The 15,633-nt window shown below is 68.4% G+C and carries 14 protein-coding genes and 1 pseudogene; 6 read left to right on the forward strand and 9 right to left on the reverse strand.

Annotation, left to right across the window (positions count from 1 at the left end):
* Positions 1–52: 52 nt before the first annotated feature.
* The gene (locus ABEA43_RS56750) at positions 53–511 is read right to left on the reverse strand and encodes a hypothetical protein (RefSeq protein WP_345575785.1); all 459 of its coding nucleotides are present in this window, start codon (positions 509–511) and stop codon (positions 53–55) included.
* 302 nt (positions 512–813) lie between these two features.
* Between ABEA43_RS56750 and ABEA43_RS56755 the strand changes: the two genes are divergently transcribed.
* Both ABEA43_RS56755 and ABEA43_RS56760 read left to right on the forward strand, forming a co-directional pair.
* A complete protein-coding gene (locus ABEA43_RS56755) occupies positions 814–1,326 on the forward strand; it encodes an integrase core domain-containing protein (protein WP_345575788.1) in 513 nt (170 codons plus the stop codon).
* Between the two features lie 476 nt (positions 1,327–1,802).
* A complete protein-coding gene (locus tag ABEA43_RS56760) occupies positions 1,803–2,120 on the forward strand; it encodes a hypothetical protein (RefSeq protein ID WP_345575790.1) in 318 nt (105 codons plus the stop codon).
* 232 nt (positions 2,121–2,352) lie between these two features.
* Here the strand turns inward: ABEA43_RS56760 and ABEA43_RS56765 are convergent, their stop codons facing one another.
* Positions 2,353–3,255 (reverse strand): LysR family transcriptional regulator, encoded by a 903-nt coding sequence (locus ABEA43_RS56765; RefSeq protein WP_345575823.1) that lies wholly within the window; start codon positions 3,253–3,255, stop codon positions 2,353–2,355.
* 79 nt (positions 3,256–3,334) lie between these two features.
* Between ABEA43_RS56765 and ABEA43_RS56770 the strand changes: the two genes are divergently transcribed.
* Positions 3,335–4,276, forward strand: a complete 942-nt coding sequence (locus ABEA43_RS56770; RefSeq protein WP_345575792.1) for an NAD-dependent epimerase/dehydratase family protein — start codon at positions 3,335–3,337, stop codon at positions 4,274–4,276.
* 6 nt (positions 4,277–4,282) lie between these two features.
* Complete coding sequence (locus ABEA43_RS56775) at positions 4,283–5,167, forward strand: aldo/keto reductase (protein ID WP_345575795.1); 885 nt, start codon at positions 4,283–4,285, stop codon at positions 5,165–5,167.
* A 68-nt stretch (positions 5,168–5,235) separates the two neighbouring features.
* On the opposite strand, the gene ABEA43_RS56780 is transcribed toward ABEA43_RS56775, so the two are convergent.
* From ABEA43_RS56780 to ABEA43_RS56795, 4 genes and pseudogenes are all read right to left on the reverse strand, one after another.
* Complete coding sequence (locus ABEA43_RS56780; RefSeq protein ID WP_345575797.1) at positions 5,236–6,120, reverse strand: VCBS repeat-containing protein; 885 nt, start codon at positions 6,118–6,120, stop codon at positions 5,236–5,238.
* A gap of 107 nt (positions 6,121–6,227) precedes the next feature.
* A pseudogene (locus ABEA43_RS56785) lies at positions 6,228–6,406 on the reverse strand (IS701 family transposase); the annotation flags it as partial.
* Between the two features lie 145 nt (positions 6,407–6,551).
* The gene (locus ABEA43_RS56790) at positions 6,552–8,240 is read right to left on the reverse strand and encodes a hypothetical protein (protein WP_345575799.1); all 1,689 of its coding nucleotides are present in this window, start codon (positions 8,238–8,240) and stop codon (positions 6,552–6,554) included.
* Positions 8,241–8,784: 544 nt separating this feature from the next.
* Positions 8,785–9,273: an RICIN domain-containing protein gene (locus tag ABEA43_RS56795; protein WP_345575801.1), complete on the reverse strand. Its 489-nt coding sequence runs from the start codon at positions 9,271–9,273 to the stop codon at positions 8,785–8,787.
* 258 nt (positions 9,274–9,531) lie between these two features.
* Here ABEA43_RS56795 and ABEA43_RS56800 point away from each other — a divergent pair, with 258 nt between their 5' ends.
* Entirely contained in the window at positions 9,532–13,242 is a 3,711-nt protein-coding gene (locus ABEA43_RS56800) for an nSTAND1 domain-containing NTPase (protein ID WP_345575803.1), read from the forward strand.
* Between the two features lie 104 nt (positions 13,243–13,346).
* Here ABEA43_RS56800 and ABEA43_RS56805 read toward each other — a convergent pair whose 3' ends face one another.
* Both ABEA43_RS56805 and ABEA43_RS56810 read right to left on the reverse strand, forming a co-directional pair.
* A complete protein-coding gene (locus ABEA43_RS56805) occupies positions 13,347–13,826 on the reverse strand; it encodes an ASCH domain-containing protein (RefSeq protein ID WP_345575805.1) in 480 nt (159 codons plus the stop codon).
* Entirely contained in the window at positions 13,823–14,026 is a 204-nt protein-coding gene (locus ABEA43_RS56810) for a hypothetical protein (protein WP_345575808.1), read from the reverse strand. Before ABEA43_RS56810 ends, ABEA43_RS56805 begins: the two co-directional genes overlap by 4 nt.
* A 156-nt stretch (positions 14,027–14,182) precedes the next feature.
* On the opposite strand from ABEA43_RS56810, the gene ABEA43_RS56815 reads away from it, so the two are divergent.
* Entirely contained in the window at positions 14,183–14,359 is a 177-nt protein-coding gene (locus ABEA43_RS56815) for a hypothetical protein (protein WP_345575810.1), read from the forward strand.
* Positions 14,360–14,719: 360 nt separating this feature from the next.
* Here ABEA43_RS56815 and ABEA43_RS56820 read toward each other — a convergent pair whose 3' ends face one another.
* Positions 14,720–15,160 carry a hypothetical protein gene (locus ABEA43_RS56820; protein ID WP_345575812.1) on the reverse strand — a complete coding sequence of 147 codons (441 nt, stop codon included), beginning with the start codon at positions 15,158–15,160 and terminating at the stop codon, positions 14,720–14,722.
* Positions 15,161–15,633: the final 473 nt, after the last annotated feature.

The raw sequence follows: 15,633 nt of genomic DNA on the forward strand, positions 1-15,633 counted from the left end.
GGCCTCGAGCTCTTCGATCACCGTCGGCAGTTCACGTTCCCCGCACCTGCCGTCAGCGCGGCAGCGTGAAGTGGAGCCGGCGCAGTCGCACCTTCCCGATCGGTTCGGTGCTGACAGCATCAGTGCGCCTGCCGATAATTGCATCCGCCCAGGTCTTCGCGTGGCATGCGCGAGTTCCGGCCATCAGGAGAGGGAGGCGGTTGCGGCATGATGACCGGCTGTGCTCCTTCGCCTGGCCTACCTGACCGTCACGAACGCGTTCGCTGCGCTGCGATTGCCACCGATGAGCGATCGGGACAAGGACGTCGAGATACTGGCCCTGCGTCATCAGATCACGGTTCTTGAACGGCAACTCGGCGCCGACACCAAGGTGAGATTCACCCCGGAGGACAGGACCTTCCTCACCGCCCTCCTGGCATCGTTGCCACGCGAGGTTCTGCGCCGGCTGCGACTCCTCGTCCGGCCGAACACCGTCCTGCGCTGGCACCGCGATCTGATGAGACAGCGTCATGCCCGTACCTGCCGGCCGAAACGGCCTGGGCACCCGCCCACGGTCCGCTCCATCCGCGCCCTCATCCTGCGCCTGGTCCGGGAGAACCCGGCTGGGGCTACCGGCGGATCCATGGAGAGCTCACCACCCTCGGCATCAAGGTCGCGCCCTCCACCGTCTGGGAGACCCTCAGACCGGTAGGCCTCGATCCGGCGCCCGAACGGGCATCCAGCACGTGGGCCGACTTCCTGCGCTCCCAAGCCGACGCCCCGCTGGCCTGCGATTTCATCGAGACCATCACCTTGAAGGGGCAACGCCAGTACATGCCGGCCGTCATCGAGCACGCCAGCAGGCGCATTCGTGTGCTCGGCACCACCGCTCACCCGACCGCGAACTGGGTCACCCAGGCGATAAGGAATCTGGCGATGGACCTGGACGATGCGGGCTGTCGAGCGCGCTACCTGATCCGAGATCGGGATGGGAAGTTCCCCGCCCTCATGGACGAGATCCTCACCGAGGCCGGCATCCGGATGCCGCGGATGAACTCGATCATGGAACGGTGGGTGCCGTCATGCCGCCGCGAACTCCTCGACCGCTGCCTCATATGGAACGAACACCACCCGCGGCACGCCCTGCGCGAGTACGAACACTTGTACAACCAGCACCGAGCCCACCAAGCCCTGGACCAAGCCGCCCCGCTGCGTCCCGTCCCGGACCCGATCACAGACCCCGAGCGAATCACCGACCTGAACATACGGCGACGAGACCGGCTCGGCGGCGTCCTCCACGAATACTCACATGCAGTTTTCGGCAGGCGCAGAGTCCGTCGGACGTGATTTTCGGCACTCGCAATGCCACCTCGGCACCTCGCCCTGCCAAAAGGAGCTCCGCGCCGACCTGGAGCGGATGCGAGGCTGGGGATGACCCGGCGAGCGCTGGATCTCGCTGATCGTCGGCAAGTAGTCGGCCGCCTCGCGGCAGGACACTCTGGCGGCGCATCCGCGGCGTGATGGGAGACCGATGCTGCATTCCACATCTGGATAGAGGGTTTCTGAGCTCGTCTTTGACCTCTGATCTTCACATTTGCCCTGGGCCGGCGCTGATGGTTATCTATCGTGCCGAGTCGAGGACCGGCGGCGAGACCCGGCCTGGGCGGCGCCTCGCATCCGGCCTTGATCGGTGCCGTCAGGACGACTAGCCTGATCGCCGTGCCGCCAGAGGGCAGGGCCGAGGCGATCGCGTCACGCGGGAAGAGCCCCGACCACGACGAGCTGCTCGATCACGCCGCCATGAAGTTTGGGACCGACTGACGATGAGCGCGAAAGACGATTTCAAGCAGGTCGGCGCCGAGCTGGCCGACCTGGGTGTACGGGTCTCCAGGATGATGGGGAGTCCCGCGCTCAAAGATCAGGCGGGGAAGGTGTTCGCGAGCCTGCAGCGCGACGGCGCGATGGTGTTCCGGCTGGTCAGGGATACCCCCGAGCACACGGCCGCGCTCGATCTGCCTGGGGCGTCCCTGTTCGACCCCTCGGGGCAGGGCAGGGCGATAAAGGACTGGGTGGTCGTGCCCCACTCCTCGGCCGAGAAATGGACGGATCTGGCCGAGGCCGCCCTCAGCCGACCACGCTGATCAGCAGACCACGTCGACGGTGTGGCGGTGGGTGCCTGAGTCGGGCAGGACGCGGAGCACGGCGTCGGCGAGGTCGGCGCGGGCGATGGTGGAGCCACCGCGCACCGCGTCGTCGACCCGGCGTGCGGTAGTCGCTGCGCGCTGAAAAGGGGCGGTCGCCGAGCGGGTGCTGTGTCAGGGTTTGTGAAACGCCGGTCCGGTCGGCGTTCGGCCGGGGCTACCCATGGCGGGATCAACGCCCCTTGTGCTGCTGTATCGCCTGCTCGCGAAGGGCGTGGATGAGCGTCGTGACGTGGGGCCGGTCGCTACGGCTGATTGCGGCGACGCCGATGTGCCGGATCGGCGTCGGCGACTTGATCGGGACGGCGCATAGGCCAGGGATCTCCGGGGCGAGCACGATAGAGGGGATCAGGGAGATTCCCACGCCTACGGCGACAAGCGAGCGGGCGAAGAAGTAGTCGGTGGTGGTGCCGCGCACGTCCGGATCGAAGCCGGCACGCTCGGCGTAGCGGCGCAGGTATGTCTCGGTCTTCAGGCAGCCGAGCACCCAGGGTTCAGCCGCCAGCTCGGCAAGGTCGAGCGCGTCGCGGTGGGCGAGTCGATGCCCTTGCGGCAGGACGACATGCAGAGGGTCTTCCAGGAGCGGTGTCCACTCCAGGCTGGAGCTGGGGCCCGGCCCAACGGGTAGCGGGCCGTCGAAGTGGTAGGCAAGGGCGAGGTCCACGGCGCCCTGGCGGACGAGCGGCAGGGTGTCCTCGGGTTCGCCCTCTCTGACGTGGAGCACGGTGCGGGGATGGACTGCCATGAGCCGGGCGAGAGCGGCGGGCAGCAGGAGCCTGCCGCCGCTGGTGAAGGTGGCGACGGTGAGTTGGGTACGGCCGGTGCTGAGCTGGGCGACCTGCTGTTGCGCGTGTTCGAGCTCTGCGGCGACGGTTTCGGCGGCGCCGACCATGATCTGGCCGGCCCGTGTGAGGGTGACCCCGCGGGTGCTGCGGGCGACGACCTGGGCGCCGAGGCCGCGCTCCAGGGCGGCCACCTGCTGGGAGACGGCCGAGGGAGTGAGGCGGAGAGCCGTGGCCGCCCGGTTGAAGCTGCCGTGCTCCGCCACCGCCCGCAGGACGCGGAGCCGCTGCACATCGATCAACAGTTTTCCTTAATATCTATCCAGTAAGCCAGGACTTCTGCTGATGACGATAGGGCTCCAGGATAAGGGGATGCAAAAGATCTGCGTCATCGGCGGAAGCCGGTACTTCGGAAAGCTCCTGGTGAAGCGCCTGCAGGCCGCGGGCCACCGGGTCACTGTGATCAACCGCGGCTCCACGCCGCCGCCCGCCGGCGTCGAGCACCTCGTTGTCGACCGAAACGACGAGGCCGCCCTGATGGCCGCGCTCGACGCCCGCACCTTCGACGTCGTGGTGGACCAGGTCTGCTACACACCGGTGCAGGCCGCCATCGCCGCCCGCGCCTTTGCCGGCGCCCGGCGCTACGTCATGACCTCCACGATCGAGGTCTACGACCCCGCGACCGCCGCGCTGCCGGCGGTGCCTGCAGGCATGCCGGTGCCGGAGGAGATCGTGGATCCGGCCACCTGGCTGGTGGCCATGGACCTTCCCTGGCACGACGACGTTTATCTGGAGGCGCACTACGCCGAGGGCAAGCGGCAGGCGGAGGCCGTCTTCGCCCGCGCCGGCCGCTTCGAGTTCGCCAGTGTACGCAGCGCCCATGTACTCGGCGGCGGTGCGCAGGAGTTCACCGGCCGGCTGGCGCACTACGTCGGGCGCATCACCAAGGGCGATGAGATCGCTGTGCACGCCAAGGCGCTGCCCACGGTCTTCATCCACTACCAGGAGCTGGCGGACCTGCTGCTGTGGGCTGCCACAGCCGACTTCACCGGTCCGGTCAACGCCTGCTCCGATGGCCCACTCGATGTACACCACCTTGCCGCGATCATCGCCACGCAGGCCGGCCAGGAGCCCGTCTACAGGACCGTCGCTGCGGGCGAGGAGGCTTCGGCGTTTTCCTTCGACCGCCACTACGTTATGAGCAACGCCCGCGCGAAGGCACTGGGCTTCTCCTTCAGCCACACCACCGACTGGCTGCCGGGGGCCGTCGCCGAAACCCTCACCGCCGAGCCGTCACCCACCGCGAGGAACTGAGCCACCATGCAGTACCGCACCATCGCCCATACCGCCGTCAGCGCCATCGGTCTGGGCGCCATGCCGCTGTCCATCGAGCAGCGCCCGGACGAGACGCGGGCCATCGCCACCGTCCACGCCGCCCTCGACGCCGGCGTCACGCTCATCGACACCGCCGACAGCTACCACTGGTACGCAGGTGAGGCGGGACACAACGAGCTGCTGATCGCCCGCGCCCTGGCCCGCTACGGCGGCGACACCTCCGGCGTCTTGGTGGCCACCAAGGGCGGCCGCGGCCGCCCCGGCGACGGCAGTTGGACCATCACCGCCACTCCCGCCCACCTCAAGCAGGCTGCCGAGGCCTCTGCCAAGCGCTTGGGCGTCGACGCGATCGGCCTGTATCAGCTGCACAAGCCGGACCCGGCCGTGCCCTGGGCGGAGTCCGTCGGCGCTCTGCGCGAACTGCTGGAGGCCGGCACGATCCGCGCCGCGGGAATCTCCAATGTCACCACCGCCCAGATCCGCCAGGCGCATCAAATCCTCGGTGAGGGACTCGTCTCTGTGCAAAACCAGTACTCGCCCGCCGTCCGTGACAGCGAGCCCGAGCTGCGGCTGAGCACAGAGCTGGGTCTGGCCTTTCTGCCTTGGAGCCCACTCGGTGGCATCACCCGCAGCTCCCTCGACGGCCCCTCCGGCCCCACCTCCGTCGGCACCGCCTTCCACCGCATCGCAGCCGAGCGCGACGTCAGCCCCCAGCAGATCGCCCTGGCCTGGCTACTCGCCCGCTCTCCGGCAGTGATCCCAGTACCGGGAGCCAGCCGCCCGCTCTCCATCACCGACTCGGCCAAGGCCGCGGAGCTCACGCTGAGTGCAGAGGAGCTGGCGCAGCTCGAGGACGCTCTGCCGGGCTGAGGAGAATGCGGTCGCTTGCCGACCTGATACATGACCAGGTCAGCGGCCAGGGCGTTGAACTTGGTCGCTCATTCACCTCGAATGCATCGTGGAAACCGGAAAGGTCCAAGGATGCGCGAAACTGCACGCCGACGTCCCGCTCCCGGCACATAGGCGACCTCCTGGCCGACACGGCAGGTGCCTTGCCCATTGTGCTTGCTGGCGTCGAGTTCGTCCGCCCGTACATCGGAGATCATCGTGACCGCTCCCGGCGCGTGGAGGGAGTCCTGCTCTCCCATCGCCTGGCGGCCTGCGCCGTCCGTACGCTCACCCGGCGCGCCGACGATGAGCTGGACGCGGCCGTCCCACAGCGGGCCGATCGCGACGCTGGAGCCGAACTCGTCGCCTTCTTCGCTGCTACCAGGGATGCCGGGCGATTCCTGGATGATCCTGCGGAGCTGCTGCGGCTTGCCGCTGTAGGCGGCGCCCCCGCCCCACAAGCCGTCGACCCTCTCAGCCGGAGCGCCGATGGCGAGGAAGCCGTCGTAACCGGCGACCGACCAACCGAAACTGCCGTACGAGGTGGGACGGGGAGCCTCGATCTTCAATGGGCGTGCGGCGTTGCCGCCGTACACGATGTAGACGGCACCCGCCGAGGGCACGCCGTTCACCGGCGTGGCCGGCGCGCCGACAATGAGGTCGGCGCACCTGTCGTCGTTCACCCTGGCCAGCGCGACCGCGTGGCCGAGATCCTTCGGCACCGCACCGGGGACGGTGATCGGAACGAGGCGGTCGCGGGTGAGCAGATGGAGGCTGCCGCCGTCCCGCTGCCCAACGGCTACGTCGTCGGCGCCGTCGCCGTCGAAGTCGCGCGGCGTGGCCCTGTCACAGATCGCTACGCCCTTCGCCGGACGGTGCGCTGTCCCCTGGGGAGCCTGCTCGCAGGCGGTGAGGGCGAGCAGCAGGGCCAGCACGGACGCTGATCGTCGGATCACGGAGCTGCATCATGCCGAACCGTGACGGCGCCTACAAGATCCTGGTGGCGGAGCGACGCTTCAGCACGCCAGCAGGTCAGCAGCGTGCCCTTGTTGACGAAGCCGGTCTCATCGACGATCAGTACGCCGGCCGAGCCGGTCGGCGACGAAGTCCCGGACGTCATCGGAGACCACATCGACGTCCCAGCGCACGGTGCGCAGCAGCCGCTGCAGGGTCTGCGGGCCGATCAGCTCGGCGTGTTCGGCCAGTTTTCCAGCAGTCCTTATCGATCCTCGACCGTCGCGTGGCGGTCGATGTCGGCGGGCTGCTCACCACCGTGACGGTGGCGGTGATCACCTGAGGGCTGCCAAAGCTGCGCAACCACACCCGGCGGCACCGCCACCTCTGCCCCTATCGAGAACCTACGGTTCTATTTCCATTCGGTGGTGCACCAGGCGTAGCGCCGGGTCTTCGGGTTGACCTGGCACGCCTTGAAGTCGATCCGGTTAGCCGTTCTCGGAAACCATCCTTTTAGCTTTCTTGGGGGTTTCTGGCTGCCGCAAGCCACCCAGTATTTCCAATTTGAGTAGACTTTGCCGTCCATCCGGACAAGCGCACCTATGCATCGCCCGTCCTTCCGGTTGTCGGATACCTCGGCGTTGATGTAGATCTCATAAGGTGCTCGTCCATGCCACCACACCTTTCCCTCGAACAGGCCAGGAAGTGTGAGTCGGTCGAACCCCAATCGCGCCTTGGCGTTGAATTTGCGGCCGGGTGCACCTACGGTGGCCGCTTCGTCTTCTTCGGGGATGGTTTCCGTGATGGGCAGCTCCGGTGGGTTGTCGTATTCAACGGGCATCGGCGGGTCGATGAAATAGCCCCGCAGTGAGACCTGGATGTGGGTGGTGCCCGGGCCGCGGTTGGTGATGGTCACATGCCCTTGGGAGTCTGGGATGACCAGGTCGAATCCGGTAGTGCTCTCCGCCTGGTCGTAGTTGACGCTGGAGATGTCGGAGTCGCCGTCCTCGGCCGGATAGACGGTGAGCCAGCCCTTGTCCGTGGGGCGTCGGGCTTGAATGGTGAGGGCGGCGGAGGCCACGGTCTTGTCGCCGAGGTCGATGCCCTGCGTGACGTCAAAGGTGACGGACGTGCCTGGGGCAAGGGCCTGAGTGCTTCCATCTGGCACGCCGGCCCCGGTGATGGTCTCGACGATGACCTTGGACGGGACGGTGACGTAACCCGCCCCGTCCTCTTCCGCCGTCGCCTCGAAAAAGCCGCGAAGGGTGAGTGCCACGTGTACCGTGCCGCTGCCGCGGTTGTCGAGGATCAGTTTGCCGCTAGGGGTCAACTGGGCCACGGTGAAACTGCTGTTGGTCTCGTCGGGGACGTAGTCCACCGTCGCCACGTTGTTGCCCGGCTGGTCGGATGGGTGCAGGCTCAACCAGCCTTGTTGCCCCTGGGACCAGGCCACGACGTTCAGCGCGACCGCGGTGGCACCGGCGGCCGGGACGCTCCCCTGTCCGGCGACGTCGATCGTCACCGACGAATCGGCCGGGATGGCGGTGGCGTCGTGGACCGGGGATCCCGTGACATGCCCGGGCCGGGTGTCGTACACATACTCGGCGCCGACCGGGTAGTACTCGTTGCCCGCCTGAATGTCCGCGGCGCTGAGGAAGTAGCCGCGGACCGCGACCACGATGTGCACCGGACTGTCACTGTTGTTGACGACAGAGACCATGCCGGTGCTGGTGAGGCGGGTGAAGTCCTCGCCCGTGACATTTTCGCCCGGGTAGAAGGTCAGCGTTGACACGGTGGTCGGGGCATCGGAGGGGTGAACGGTGAACCAGCCGGCCTGTTCCGCGCCTATCGCGGTGATGTTCAGGACCACCGCCGACACCCCGGAAGCCGGGATTTCCGCCTGGCCGGCCACCTGAAAGGTGACCTGGCCTTTGCCCGGGACCTTGGCGGAGCCGACACCGCCGGTCCCATTGCGGGTGTCTGCGAGCACGGCCGGAGATACGGCCACGAACTGGTTGTCCGGGGCCGCGTCGGCTCTGGCCGGATGAATCGACGAGGCCGCCATCATCAGTGAAATCAGCAGGATGAGTACGGTCGCCACCGCTGTGACGGCTCGCCGTGGCAGACGAGCATGAACAGCATGCATACGTGCGCCTTTCGTATTCGGTTTCCGGGTGTTGGATCAGGCGAAGAGAGCCGTTTCTCAGGGAACGGGAGCGCTTATCGGGGTGCCTTCTCCCCGTACGCCCAGTGCCGTGTGGTGTGGCCGCCCGGCCCCGCGATTTCGGCCCGCCGGCCGCATAGCCGGGCCACGGACGCCTCCGCCGGCATCCCGTCGCCGTCATTGCTGACGGTCAAGCGCAGACTGCTCGCGGTCCCGGTGAGGGCGATGCAGACCCTACGGGCCGAGCCCTGCCGTTCCACGTCCGGCAGGCCCACGCGGAGCGTGCCAAGGACGATCTCGGCGGGAAGCAGCTGCTTTTCGGCAGGGCCCCAATCTCCACCGTAATCCCGGCCCGCAGCGACCATCTCGCCAGGTGATCCGCCACAGCCGGGGAGGCGGTGCGCCTACCTGTTCCGAGCTCCCTTGGCTCTCCATTGCTTGGTCGTGCGGCCCTGAGCAGGACGTACGGAGCGGACGGTCATCACCGGAGCCAGGACTGCGAGGAGGTGGTCTTGCAGGGCCATTGAATCGCGTTCTTGCCTTTGCGCTTCTCGCCGCCCCCGATGGCGAGACACATGCCCGTGGCCCTGTTGCGCAGCCGCCGCCCGTCGTAGTCCCACTGCTGCGCCAGGCCGCCGTCCGTGCACGGCCACTGGATCGCGCTCTTGCCCGGCTTCTTCTCACCTCGCCCGATGGCCAGGCACAGCCCGGTCTTGACGTTCACGAGCCGCCGGTCGGACCGGTAGATCCAGCGCTGCGACTTGCTCCCGATGCAGGGCCACTGGATCACTCGCTTGCCGGCCTTCACCTCGCCCCGGCCCACGGCCAGGCACATGCCGGTGGCGCCGTTGACGTAGGCCCGGCCGGGCCCGGCGGAGACCACGGCGGCTTGTGCCGGCACAGCGGGCAACAGCGACAGCACGGTCACGGCGCTCACCACCACGGCGGCGGTCTTGGAACTCCTACGCATGGATGTCCTTCCTCGAGTGGGGATGAGAAACAGCACCGGCCCCGCAAGCAGGCCGGACCGGTCACACGTCCAGGTGGCCGGCCCGGCGGCTCCCAGGAGCGACCCGTTGCCCGCCGGGGCCGATGGCATCAGGATCATGGCGGCGGACATTGTTCGGCACCCCTGATCAGGCAGGCAAACAATGCTTTTCTCAGCGAGTGGCTCCTCTCCTGGAGCGAAGGGAATCTTGTAACGGTGGCAGGTCGTCGCGAAAGGCCGGTGGATTCGGCAGCCGGACCGGTGCAACGCTTCGCCGCCGAGTTACGCAAGCTGCGTCAGGAAGCGGGCGGGCTCACCTATCGGGTGATGGCCGAACGCGCGGGCTATTCGGTCACCACGCTGTCGCAGGCGGCGGCGGGTGAACGGCTGGCTTCCCTGCCCGTCGTCCTGGCGTTCGTGCAAACCTGCGGCGGCGACGTCTCCGATTGGGAACGCCGCTGGCAGCAGGTGGTCCAGGAACTGGCCCGCGAGAGAGAGGCCGATGACGGTGCCGGCGGGCCGTACCTGGGCCTGGCCTTCTACGGCACCCGCGATGCCGATCGCTTCTTCGGCCGGGATCAGCTCGTGGAGGAATTGCACGAGTTGCTTCGACGGCATCGGTTCGCCGCGGTGTTCGGCCCTTCCGGCGGCGGAAAGTCGTCCTTGTTGCGGGCTGGGCTCGTGCCTGCCGCACGCGGGGAGACGGCGTCCTCGGGTGGGTCCTTCGCGAAGGCCGCGATCCTCACGCCTGGGGAGCACCCGATGGAGCACGCCGAACAGCTCCTCCCAGGCGAGGGGGACTCCGAGACGCTGATCGTGGTCGACCAGTTCGAGGAGGTGTTCACGCTCTGCCGTGACCCGCGCGAGCGGGTGCGGTTCATCGACCTGCTGCTCGGCGCGCGGCAGCCGCAGAGTCGGATGCGGGTGGTGATCGCGGTGCGCGCCGACTTCTACGGCCGCTGCGCCGAGCACCGCGAGCTCACCGCGGCGCTGCGCGAGGCCAACCTGCTCGTGGGGCCGATGCACCAGGAGGAGCTGCGGGAGGCGATCGTCCGGCCGGCCATGGCCGAGGGCATGACGGTGGAGCGGACGCTGACAGCCGCGATCATCGCCGACGTCGCTGAGGAGCCCGGGGCGCTGCCGCTGATGTCGCACGCGCTGCGGGAGGTCTGGCGTCGCCGGACGGGCAAGATGCTGACCCTGGACGCCTACCAGAGCGTGGGCAGAATCCAGGGGGCGATCAGCCAGAGCGCCGAAGAGCTCTACGCCGGCCTGACGCCCGCCCAGGCGGTGATCACCCGGCGGATCCTGCTCAGGCTGATCCAGCCGGGCGAGCAGGCCCAGGACACCCGCCGGCCCGCCGCCCGGGCGGAGCTGGACCCGTACGGGGAGCCGGACACCGCCCTGGTCATCGAGCAGCTGGCCGCCGCCCGGCTGCTCACGCTGCACCAGGACGGCGTGCAACTCGCGCACGAGGCGCTGATCGAGTCATGGCCGCGGCTGCGTGGCTGGGTGGACGAAGGACGCGACCGGCTGCGCACACACCGGCAGCTGACCGACGCGGCCACAGCCTGGCAGGCGCACGGCCGCGAGACCGGGCTGCTGTATCGGGGCACCCGCCTGGCCGTCGCCGACAAACTCTTCCTCGAGCCGGGCGACCGCGACGACCTCACACCCCTGGAACGGGACTTCGTGCAGGCGAGCGCGGCACTGGCCCGGCGCACCTCACGGGTCCGGGTCGCCGTCTCGGCCGTCCTGGTGGTCTTGCTGATCGCCTCCATAATCGCGGCGGGCGTCGCCACCCGGCAGGCCGACCTCGCCGACGACCGGCTGCAGGAGGCGACCGCCCGGCTGGTCGCCCGGCGCGCCGCCGCGCTGCGGATGAGTGACCCGAAGCTGGCCCGCCGCTTGAGCGCCGCGGCGTGGCGGATCGCCCCGGTCCCCGAGGCCAGGAGCGAGCTGATCGACTCGATGGCGCTGCCTTTGGTGGACGTCGTCACCATCCCGTACGACACCACAGCTTTGGTGCATGCGCTCAGCGTGGACGGCACCAGGCTGGCCGTGTTCGCAGCTGGTACGGCAACCGAACCGGGCGCTCTGCGCGTGCTCGACCTGGCCACGAAGAAAGAGGTCGCGAGCACCCGATGGACGGGCCAGGATGTTACGGAGCTGATGTGGAGTCCCGACGGCCGTACGCTGGCGCTGAACGACATCGACGGGACCGGCGCACACCTGTGGACCGTCGACGGCGGACACCTGACCGACCTCGGCGTGACATTCCCCGGCCTCGAACCTGCGGAGTTCAGCCCGGACGGACGCTTTCTCATCGGGTTCTACGACGGCAGGAGCGAGGCCTGGAGCGTCGCGGACCGGACACGCGTGCTCGACGAGCCGGTCAGCGCCATCAATCCGGACGGCCGGCTGGCGCTGGTCATCCCAGCGGACGCCAATGAAGCGAACACCACCCCGCAGTCCCCCGTCGATGTGGCGAACGCGGGGCGGCGCGTGGAGATCTGGGACCTCGAGAAACGCAAGCCGCTCCGGGCCCCCTGGCTACCGCGAACCGCCACGGAAGGCGTGTTCAGTCCAGACGGCAAGCGCCTGGCTATCTCCACCAACAACGGCATCCGGCTGTTCGACGTTTCCTCGGGCAAGGAGGCCCTACCCCCGCTGCTTCCGGCTCCCGAACGAGTGGAGTTCAGCCCCGACGGCCGGTTCCTAGTTGGGACGCGAGGTGGGGGGTGGGTGGCCCTGTGGCGGGTGGGTGACAGTGCGCTGCTGATGAGATCCCCGCTGCTCTCCGACGTTGTGGGGGTCGATGCTCGCATCTCGCCGGATGCCCGCCTTCTCCGGGTGATCGGCCAGTACGGCACGGTGAATGTCCTGGACATCTCCCCCTACACCCACCCCGAGATGCTCGCTCCAGGAGGTGACAAGCGGCTGTTCAGCCCCGACGGCCGCTTCCTGGTGACGACGAATCGCCGAAAAGGCCGGCCGGAGGTACGCCTTTGGGATGTCGCCGCGCGCAAACCCGTGAGCGGGCCGCTACCCGTCGACGATGTCCCCGAAGAGGACCCTGCGGAGACGGCGTATGATCCGGTGTTCAGTCCCGACGGGCGCACGCTGGCGCTCAGCCACCCCTGGTCTCCTATGGTGACCTTGTGGGACGTCACGAACGGCCACAGCATCGGCGCGTTGCGCGTCCGGAGATCGGACGCCGTCGGAGTGTGGGCCATAGCCTTCTCCCCCGACGGCAGAACCGTCGCGGTGACCCCCTCCACGGCGATACCGGGTAGCGACGAAGCGACGGACGGCGAAGTTCGCTACGACCTGGAGCTGTGGGACGTAGGAGCTCGAAGATGGCTTCGCACCATCTCAGAAGCGGGAGCAGGGGCTCTGTTCTTCGAGCCGGACGGGCGCCGGTTGCTGGTGGACGGACCTGTCGAGGACCGAACGTGGGTCGATACGGCCACCGGGGCGATACGCCGGTACCCATCCGACGCCCGCACCGACGGAGAGATTCTCTTCATCAAGAACATCGCCGCCATCGGCGACTTCGATGGCCGTTTGACGTTCTGGGACAGAGAGCTGCGCCGGCCGCTGGCCCCGCCGCAGAACGCGGACGCCGGAGGGATCGGGACTCTCGTCCCTTACCCGCAGGGCGAACTCCTCGCCACCGTCGCCAGCAGAGGCGAATCAGGCATCCAGCTGTGGGACTGGCGGAGATATCAGCGGATCGCCTCACCGATCGGTTACAACGACCAGTCCGAGCCAGCCGTGGCATTTAACAGGTCGGCTCTCCTCATTTCAACCGCCGACGGGGCCCTGCGCGAGATCACCGTCGATCCCGGCACCGCCGCCACCGTGATCTGCCGCCAGGACGGCGACCTGTCCCCTGCCGAGTGGCAAGACCACATCCCAGAACTGGCCTATCGGAAGACCTGCCGCTGAACCTTTCACCCGATGGGGGCGCTACAACCGGGACTGTTGCGCATCAGGCCGTGGCAGACGATGGCGGCGGCCACCACGTTGAGAGAGTCCATCCCGCCCCATCGCTATGGGATCGGCGCACCGCGGAGACAGGATGCTCCCGTCCACCCAGCGCTGAGGGTGACCGGGAGGGCGGTCAGTCGGAGCTGCGCGCGCACCAGCGCCTCCACGTCCGGCGCCACCTCCCACACGTTCTGCCAGCCTCGGCACGGCACCGGCTCGCCGAGTGGGCGCACGTTTGCGAGCAGCCAGTGCACCTGGCCCTCCGCCGCCCACGGCGACGACGAGTCCCGGACCACGTCCACCAGGTCGGCGACGGCCACGATCGCGCCGAACACAAATCGCTCGTCGGGCAGCAGCGGGCCGGCCAGGAGCCCGGCGGCTTCCAGGACGCGGGGGTCGGCCGCGCCGTACTCGTCCCAGGGCTTCCCCGCGTGGATGGCGATCTCACCGCGGTGGCGGGTGCCGCGCGTTCGGTTCTCCACGTCCTTGCCGCCGAGCGCGATGGCCCAGGACCAGGGCTGCCACACCGTTACGGCCTTCACGCGCCTCCTTCCTCGACCGACCGGAGGAACGCCCGCGCCTTCTTCACCCGCCGCTTGGTGACCAGGCGGATGAACAGAGGCTCGAACTCATCGTCGTCGAGGAAGCCCTTGAGGTCATCGCCGTACGACTCGGCCACCTGGACATTGTCGGCCTGGAGGGTGCCGTAGGTCCCCGGCGACGACCACGAGGTAGCGGCCATCGTCCAGCCCGGTCGGCACCACCTGGACATCGGCCAGCTCGGCGGCGGTGTACCAGGAACGGCGGCCCAACGGGTCGCCGCGCTCGCGGACGGGCGGAGATCGGCGCCGAGCGGTGTCCTCAGGGCCCTGAGGATTCGCCGGGGCCCGCGTGGATCATGACCGAGCCGCCGGAGATCTTCCAGCAGGACGTCCTGCGCCGCCACGCCCCGCAGGGCCAGCTCGACGACCAGAGGCCGCACCCCGGCGATCCGACGCCGGCCATGGAGCGTGCCTGGCTGGCCCGGGTCGTGGCTGCTCAGAAGGCCGGCAGGGCTCGCCGGGGCGAGGCTTAACGGCAGTTGATCAAGAACGGCGCTCGTTTTGTGTACACAGCGGGCATGGCGATCCGGACCGCGGGCACCAGGCTGGAGCGCCAAGGGACCGCGCCGGTTCCCGCCCGGTCGGCTCCAGCTTGCGTACACGCCTGGGACGTGGCCGGTGCGGGCGACGGCTTCACCTACAGCGTGAGCAGGCCGTACCAGCGCATCGACTACGTCATGACCTCTCGCGACATCAAAACGACCTCGGTGGCCGTCATCGGCACCGAGGCCTCCGACCACTTCCCATCGTGGCCGACCTCGAACTCCCCCACCCCTCGCCCTGACCTCCGGTGCCCGCCGTCTCTCGCGACGGCGGGCGCCGAGCGGTCCGGATCAGATGACGCCGCTCTGCCCGACGCAGCTCGTGACACCGTTCCTACCGGCCAGCTTCACGAAGACCCGATGCGCCATCGGCCGGGTCGCCGAGATCGCCCTGCTGCCGGAGTTGCCCGTGATCACGGTCGCCAGGAACTCGGCGTCCGGAAGGCCGCCCCGATCCTGGACGAGGCTGACCTTGACCGTGGTGGGGCCTCCGGAGGCCGTCCAGTGGACACGGCTGAAGCGGTGCCCAACCGTCGTGTTGATGTAGGTGACGGTCACCTTCAGCCTGTAGGACCCCTTCGAACAGGTCGCGACGAGGGCCTTGGCTGCCGACGTGGTCACCGACGCCGCCGGCGCGGACGCCGAGGCGGACGCGGTCACCGACGCCGACGCGCCCATCATGGCCACGGCGCCCATGGCCCCGACGACGACCGCGGTACGCATGATCTTCATATGGTTCCCTCCGTTGATCTCCCGTCGAGGTGAGACCATACGGAGACGCGGTATGGCGGAGGTATGTCCCAATCAGACCACTCGGAGCGCGCTAGTGGGACGCTAGTCGGGCCGCTGGTAAGAATCGCACCACACGGCCCAAACGAGCGGCATCGCCGCAGGTCATGGTGTACGACTGTGCCATCCGCCGAAGGCCGGTTTCGGTCCGGACGTTCGGGAATGAGTCAGGCGCGCTGCCGCTTGATAACGCTGGATCGGACGTTTCCGCAGGACTTGTTGCTCGCTAAGTGCTTTTATGTCAAGCCGTCCCGGAGCCCCCGGTTACGCACCGTCGCTTTAGGGCGTGGTTGGGTCGGGTCAGGGCGCGGTGCTGGACTTGCGATCAGTCCGTTTCCCTGACCCGCCCGCCGAACCCGGCGTGCATGTCTCCATGCACCGGGCTCTCCGCGTGTCTTGCCCGGGGTCAACCGCCT

Origin of the sequence: Nonomuraea rosea, assembly GCF_039539705.1 — a bacterium.
GTDB classification, from domain to species: domain Bacteria; phylum Actinomycetota; class Actinomycetes; order Streptosporangiales; family Streptosporangiaceae; genus Nonomuraea; species Nonomuraea rosea.

Coding starts and splice junctions, on each gene's coding strand:
- ABEA43_RS56810 (WP_345575808.1), bottom strand. CDS start 14,026: ATGGCCGCTACCTCGTGGTCGTCGCCGGGGACCTACGGCACCCTCCAG.
- ABEA43_RS56795 (WP_345575801.1), bottom strand. CDS start 9,273: ATGCGTAGGAGTTCCAAGACCGCCGCCGTGGTGGTGAGCGCCGTGACC.
- ABEA43_RS56760 (WP_345575790.1), top strand. CDS start 1,803: ATGAGCGCGAAAGACGATTTCAAGCAGGTCGGCGCCGAGCTGGCCGAC.
- ABEA43_RS56770 (WP_345575792.1), top strand. CDS start 3,335: ATGCAAAAGATCTGCGTCATCGGCGGAAGCCGGTACTTCGGAAAGCTC.
- ABEA43_RS56755 (WP_345575788.1), top strand. CDS start 814: ATGCCGGCCGTCATCGAGCACGCCAGCAGGCGCATTCGTGTGCTCGGC.
- ABEA43_RS56815 (WP_345575810.1), top strand. CDS start 14,183: ATGACCGAGCCGCCGGAGATCTTCCAGCAGGACGTCCTGCGCCGCCAC.
- ABEA43_RS56820 (WP_345575812.1), bottom strand. CDS start 15,160: ATGAAGATCATGCGTACCGCGGTCGTCGTCGGGGCCATGGGCGCCGTG.
- ABEA43_RS56750 (WP_345575785.1), bottom strand. CDS start 511: ATGACGCTGTCTCATCAGATCGCGGTGCCAGCGCAGGACGGTGTTCGG.
- ABEA43_RS56775 (WP_345575795.1), top strand. CDS start 4,283: ATGCAGTACCGCACCATCGCCCATACCGCCGTCAGCGCCATCGGTCTG.